Annotated in this window: 6 protein-coding genes; 2 read left to right on the top strand and 4 right to left on the bottom strand. The window is 41.1% G+C overall.

Annotated elements, in window-relative coordinates:
* The 3 genes from J502_RS12980 to J502_RS12970 all read right to left on the bottom strand — a co-directional run.
* Positions 1-308, bottom strand: a 308-nt coding sequence (locus tag J502_RS12980; protein WP_155757380.1) for an NAD(P)/FAD-dependent oxidoreductase, incomplete at its 3' end; no start/stop codon positions are given.
* 278 nt (positions 309-586) lie between these two features.
* A complete protein-coding gene (locus tag J502_RS12975) occupies positions 587-1831 on the bottom strand; it encodes an MFS transporter (RefSeq protein ID WP_005014155.1) in 1245 nt (414 codons plus the stop codon).
* Positions 1832-1885: 54 nt separating this feature from the next.
* Positions 1886-3040 (bottom strand): acyl-CoA dehydrogenase family protein, encoded by a 1155-nt coding sequence (locus J502_RS12970; protein ID WP_005014156.1) that lies wholly within the window; start codon positions 3038-3040, stop codon positions 1886-1888.
* A 336-nt stretch (positions 3041-3376) separates the two neighbouring features.
* Between J502_RS12970 and J502_RS12965 the strand changes: the two genes are divergently transcribed.
* Both J502_RS12965 and J502_RS12960 read left to right on the top strand, forming a co-directional pair.
* Entirely contained in the window at positions 3377-4594 is a 1218-nt protein-coding gene (locus J502_RS12965; RefSeq protein WP_005014158.1) for a CaiB/BaiF CoA transferase family protein, read from the top strand.
* Between the two features lie 103 nt (positions 4595-4697).
* On the top strand, positions 4698-5543 hold the full coding sequence (locus tag J502_RS12960) for an IclR family transcriptional regulator (RefSeq protein WP_005014160.1): 846 nt from the start codon (positions 4698-4700) through the stop codon (positions 5541-5543).
* Positions 5544-5578: 35 nt separating this feature from the next.
* Here J502_RS12960 and J502_RS12955 read toward each other — a convergent pair whose 3' ends face one another.
* Entirely contained in the window at positions 5579-6757 is a 1179-nt protein-coding gene (locus tag J502_RS12955) for an MFS transporter (protein WP_005014162.1), read from the bottom strand.
* Between the last annotated feature and the right edge of the window lie 11 nt (positions 6758-6768).

Below are 6768 nucleotides of genomic sequence, written 5' to 3'. Positions count from 1 at the left end.
GGTGCTTCTTTGGAGGTGGTGTCAGAGAGCAGGAAAAAGGTTCTGTCTTCAGTCACCGGGACATTAAGCGGAGCACCGAGCTCTTTCCAGTCGGGGAAGAGTTCATTCATGGCCCGGGGTTCAAGTACAGCACCGGAAAGAATATGCGCACCAACTTCGGAACCTTTTTCGACGACACAAACGGAAAGATCGGGTAGGTTGTTTTCAATCGCCAGTTGACGGATGCGGATCGCAGCTGAAAGACCTGCAGGTCCTGCACCAACGATCACTACGTCAAACTCCATTGATTCTCTTTCTATATTTTCCATAATTAGAAACACCATTTCGCTTAGCGATATATTAATTTGTTATTTGTAAAAAGGCAACTCTCTATTAAATAGCACGTATACTGAGATGCTAAAATAAATTATCTTTTCACTATAAAGGTGAACAGGAAAAATAAATGCAGAGAACTGTATCTAAAACTCTTTTAAAAGGCTGAGTTGAATATATTTAGAAACTATTAAATCTATATATGTTTTAGATTTGGATTTTTATATAAAAAATTCCAATAACTGGTTTTTGGCCAGTTATTGGGGAAAAGAACTCAAGAGTTCTGGGGGTCATATTGTTTCTCTTTGATAAAGAGGGCTGGAATAACTCCACAGATAAAGTAGGCTGCTCCCATGACTACAAAGCCTAAGCCAATTGAACCACCAGAAGCCAGATAACCAATAGTTGCAGGAGCAATCGCTGCGCCCAGACGCCCGACATTATATGCTCCTCCAATTGCTGTACCACGAATTGCAGTTGCAAAACTTTCAGTCATGTAGGTTGCATTTACACCATATGGTACGCCATACAGAAAACCGAAAATTATCAATAAGTACAGGATATTCTCTGGTGAATTATAAAATACAATTAATGGTAGAAATACAGCAGTTCCTATAGCACCAAAAGCATAGGTAAAGCGGCGACCCAGTTTATCCGCCATATAACCTGCAAGAACTTTACCTAGAATCATTGCAGTATAAGTTCCTACCATATAAGCAGTCATTTCTTTGAACTTCATTCCAAGTTCACTTTCCAGATAAGAAGGCATCCAGTTATTTACGCCATAGTAGCCAAACTGAAGGAAGCCGGCAGTAAGTGCCCAGAGTATAAACATATTGCGGTTACGTTTATCCTGGAAAATAAGTTTAAAGGCTGACTCTTTTTTCTGGTGATGATTATTTATCGCTTTATTCAAGCGAGATTGTTGCCATGCTTCCGGTTCTGGAACCAGAATGTGCATAAAGATAGCGATAGCAATTGGAATAATTGCAACATAAAACAGCATGCGCCATCCATGATCAGGAATAATCCAGCCGGCTAGCAAAGTTGCTACAATATAGCCCACTGTCCAGCCAGCTTGTAGGGTACCTAATACAGTAGTGCGGTATCGGGTAGGAACATATTCTGCCATTAAAGTATTACAGGCGATGTAAAGAGAACCTAGACCTAATGAAGCAAAAAAACGTAGAATACCAAACTGCATAAAGCTTTGCGTAAAGCCCAAGCCACAGGTCAAAACTGAAAAGGTTAAAATTGAAATTACAACTATTCTGACCCTGCCAAAGCGGTCGCAGGCCCAGCCCCCAAAGATACCGCCAATTGCCATACCAGCTAAAGTAAAACTACCCAGCATGCCAGCTTCAACAGTACTCAGTCCGAAATCTGCCTTAATACTGTTGAGGCTATAAGAAAGCAGCATTAAATCAGCGCCATCGACCAGTAAAGCTAAAAATGCAAATAAGAATGCAATTTTCCAGGTATTCGGGCCAATGCTTGAAGTTATTGTGTTTATAGACATAATCCATTACCTACTATTAAGGGCGCTTTAATTTTCCTTAAAGCGCTTGAGGTTTTATTGAGTCATTTCACGAATCATATTGCGTGCAATAATAATTTGCTGAATCTGTGTGGTTCCTTCATAAAGACGAAACAGGCGTACATCCCGATAGAAACGTTCAATACTGTATTCACTGATATAGCCAGCTCCTCCATGAATCTGTACACAGCGATCTGCAACACGGCCACACATTTCCGTTGCGAACATTTTTGAGCATGAAGCTTCCGTACTGATATTTTCACCCTGGTCACGACGACGTGCAGCATCGAGTACCATACATTTGGCTGCATAGATTTCAGCTTTGGAGTCTGCCAGCATGGCCTGGATTAACTGGAAACTGGCAATTGGCTGACCGAACTGTTTACGTTCAACGGCATACCGCAGTGCATCATCCAGCATGCGTACCGCAGCACCTACACTTAAAGCAGCAATATGCAGACGTCCTTTATCGAGGACTTTCATGGCAGTTTTAAAACCGACCCCTTCTACTCCTCCAATCAGGGCAGAGGCAGGTACACGACAGTTTTCAAAGATGACGTCACAGGTATGAGCACCTTTTTGTCCCATTTTTTGGTCACGTTTACCTAGAGATATTCCGGGTGTCTTGCTATCAATAATGAATGCAGAAATGCCCCTTGCACCTTTAATTTCAGAGTTAGTACGTGCCATGACTGTAAATGCACCCGCATGTGGAGCATTAGTAATAAAACGCTTGGTACCATTCAGGATATAAAAATCGTCATCTTTTACTGCAGTCGTGCGTAAAGATGCGGCATCAGAACCAGATTCCGGTTCAGTCAGGCAAAACGAACCAATAATTTCCCCTTTAGCAAAACGCGGGAGATAATACTGTTTTTGCTCCTCCGTGCCATCAATAATTAAACCGCTAGCTCCAATACCATTATTTGTTCCAATAAGTGAGCGAAAGGCAGGTGAAGTGCGACCCAGTTCAAAGGCAACTCGTACTTCTTCTTCCATGGTTAAACCCAGACCTTCATATTCTTCAGGAATAGTGAGTCCAAATAATCCGAGTTCACGCATTTGCTGAACAATATCTGCTGGAATTTCATCTGTTTCTGCTACTTCATTTTCCCTCGGAATAAGTACGCCTTCAACAAACTGACGTAACATATCAAGTAGTTGATCCAGGGTTTCCTGATCACGAACCATTTCATCTCCTTGGTCGTTATTTTCCCCACAGAAGTGGTATAAGCGGACGAGCCGGTATATTTCTTTTTGGGCATACTAAAGAAAATGATTTCACATGACAATATATTTTGATAATTTATTTTGCAATGCGATATTAATTTCTATTGCAGCTAACTTATTAAATTTTTGATTTTGCTTAGACAGTTCTTATATTTCATAAAATATCTTACTTCTAGAGTTTTGTTTTACAAAAATTGAGAGTATATTAAATAGATAATATCGCTAGGCGAAACTTAATCTTGAGTAAATAGAGATTCAGATTCGTTATAGCAAACTAAACAGGATAGTGAGATAAAAATGGGAGCACTAACAGGAATTCGTGTACTTGATCTGAGTCGTGTATTGGCCGGCCCTTGGTGTGGGCAAATACTGGCAGATCTGGGGGCTGAAGTAATTAAGGTAGAGCGACCTCAGCATGGTGATGATACCCGTAGCTGGGGGCCACCCTGGATGAAGAATGATGCAGGTGATGACACACGTGAAGCTGCTTATTATCAATCTGCGAACCGTAATAAACTCTCTGTAGCAATTGACATTGCCAGTTTGGAAGGGCAGGAGCTGATCAAAGCTTTAATTCAGGATACCGATGTAGTGATCGAAAACTATAAGACTGGTTCACTGAAAAAATATGATCTGGACTACGACAGTTTAGCTGCAATCAATCCGCAACTGGTTTACTGTTCTATTACAGGGTTCGGTCAAGATGGACCACGTGCTGAAGAACCTGGTTATGACTTTATCATCCAAGGGATGGGCGGGTTAATGTCTGTTACCGGGGAAAAAGATGATTTGCCTGGAGGCGGCCCACAAAAGGTTGGTGTAGCATTTTCTGATTTGGCTACAGGCCTTTATTCTACGATTGCCATTCAGGCAGCACTGCTGAACCGGCATGAAACCGGCTTGGGTCAATATATTGATATGGCTTTGCTAGATGTACAAATTGCCACGTTGGCAAATCAGGGAATGAACTATCTGGCTTCAGGAAAAGTACCAGGCCGTTATGGCAATGCGCATGCTAATATTGTTCCGTACCAGGTATTCAAAGCGGCCGACCGGGATTTTATTATTGCTTGTGGGAATGATAAACAGTTTATTCAGTTGTGTCAGAGTATTGGATTAGCAGAATTACCAAATGACCCACGCTTTAGCCGTAATGCTGACCGAATCAAACATCGTAATGAAATTATTGATATTTTATCAAAGCATTTCTTGAAGAAAACTGCAGATGAATGGGTAACAGCTATTCATGCAGTTAAAGTACCTGTGGGAGTAATTAATAACTTGGAACAGGCTTTTCAGGAACCACAAGTAGTAGCCCGAAAAATGCTGGTTGAGATGCCACATCCATATAAGCAAAAACTAACAGTTATTGGTTCACCAATAAAAATGTCGCGTACACCAGTAGAATACCGTCGCGCGCCTCCAACGCTAGGAGAACATACTGAGCAGATTTTAAGTCGCGTTGCCTCTCAGGAACACTTAAAAAAATTAAAAGCCGAAGGTATTATTGAGTAAACTGATAAAAAAGAAGCAATCGGCCAGTTTGCTTCTTTGCTATTTAATATAATTATAGATTATAATTTCGCAATGCGAAACATTAGTAGGTTGAGAGTGAGTCATGGATAATACCAATGATATAGAACAAACAGAAAAAATTTTGGCTCCTTTAAGACATGAGTTACTACATCCAATTGAAGATATGCAGGATGAGAATGACAGGCAGTTTATTACTGCCTTGGCCCGTGGTCTGGAACTGCTACGTTGTTTTACACCTAAGCACCAGCATTTAGGAAATCAGGAACTAGCCCAATTAACCGGTTTACCTAAACCCACTATTACCCGTCTGACTCATACCTTGTCTCGTCTGGGTTATATTAAGCAGGTTCCCAATTCGAGCAAGTTTCAGCTGTCTGTTGGGGTGCTGGCATTCGGTTACTCCATGCTGGCTAATGTATCGATTCGTTCAATTGCCAACCCTTATATGAAAGAACTCGCTGACTATGCAGGTGCAGCAGTAGCCATGGCAACCCGAGACCGGTTAAACATGATTTATCTGGATGTAGTGCAGGGGAAAGGCAATATCACTATGCGAAGACAGGTAGGAACTTATTTACCTATTCATTTAAGTTCTATGGGCCGGGCTTGTCTGGCAGCTATGCCAGAAGATGAACGTGATTTTCTGCTTGATGCTATCCGTTTAAAATATAAGGAAGACTGGTTCAAGATTAACCGTGATCTTGACCGTGCCTTTAAGGATTATCAGGATTTTGGCTACTGTTTCTCGATTGGAGAATGGCATAAGGATGTGAACTCGGTCGCAGTGCCTTTAATTCATGAACAGCATGGTTTACTGGTTTTTAACTGCGGTGGACCAAGTTTCATTATGAAACGTGAAAAACTTGAAGAAGATATTGCACCGCGTCTGCTACATATGGTGAATAATATCCGTACTGAAATCAGTTAAAATATGATGCATTGGTCAGGAAGATCAATGCATTGTTATGATTGAAGCGGTAAAGCAGATCGTTCTTCCAGAATACAAATCACTAGACAGGTAAGTGCAAATATCATCCCTAAAGTGCAGGTGCCTGTCCAGCCAAAATGAGTCCAAGCATAGGCTCCGGCAGTAGTCCCTAATGCCCCTCCTGCAAAATAACCTGTCATATAAATAGCATTAAAACGAGATCTGAGGTTTTCACTTAATTTAAATACTATGCTTTGATTGGTTACATGAATTGCAGAGAGTGATGCGTAAAGGATAAGCGTTGCCATCATATAAAACGCTAATTGATAAGGTGTAAGTAAAAATAATAGCCAGCAAATGATAAGACCCAGACTACATAAAATAGAAATCTGGTGAATATACCCCCGGTCAATAAACTTACCCGTGAAATTAGCTATAAATACACCAACGATACCAACCAGACCAAATAATCCAATACTAAAATCGCTCATATGATAAGGAGCTGGTGCAAGTAGTAGTGACATAGTAGTAAATGTCATACTTACCCCAGCAAAGGTTAATCCGCCAATATAGCTACGCCGGCGTAAGCGTTGATTTGTCACAAAAATAGAGGCTAACGAGCGTAGAGTATAAGTATAGCTCTCAGTGCTGGTAGGTGGGAAAACCCCGATATTTCGATGTAATATAAAAGCAATACAGAAAAGTAAGATACCACTGGCCAGATAGATAAAATTCCATGCAAATAAACTTGAGGCCAAACCTGAAAGGGAACGGGCAAGAAGAACCCCCATCATTAAACCGCTAAGCAGGAAACCCACCACCCGACCACTCTGTTGTGCTGGAACCAGACTGGCTGCTAAAGGTAATAATAGTTGCGCAGCTACAGAAAATAGACCAGTAATGAGTGTACCCAGTATAAGCAGACTTATATGCAGTGAAATACCGCTGATGATCAGACCAAGTGCAGCAAATAGCATGAAACAGAAGAGTAGGCGGCGTTTTTCGAGAATATCCCCAAGAGGCATCAGCAGGAACAGGCCACAGGCATAAGCAATTTGTGCCAAAGTAGGTACCCAGGAAACCATAGTTTCTGGTAATTGCAAATTTTGACTCATAGAATGAATGAGTGGCTGACTAAAATAATTACTACCGGTACAGATACCGGCAGCAATTGCCATTAATATAATTGTTGGAGTATAAAGCGTATTTTTCATATTCTCTTAGT

The organism is Acinetobacter sp. 1294596 (assembly GCF_000582925.1).
GTDB lineage: Bacteria > Pseudomonadota > Gammaproteobacteria > Pseudomonadales > Moraxellaceae > Acinetobacter > Acinetobacter radioresistens.
This window is presented reverse-complemented; position numbering and strand designations above follow the sequence as displayed.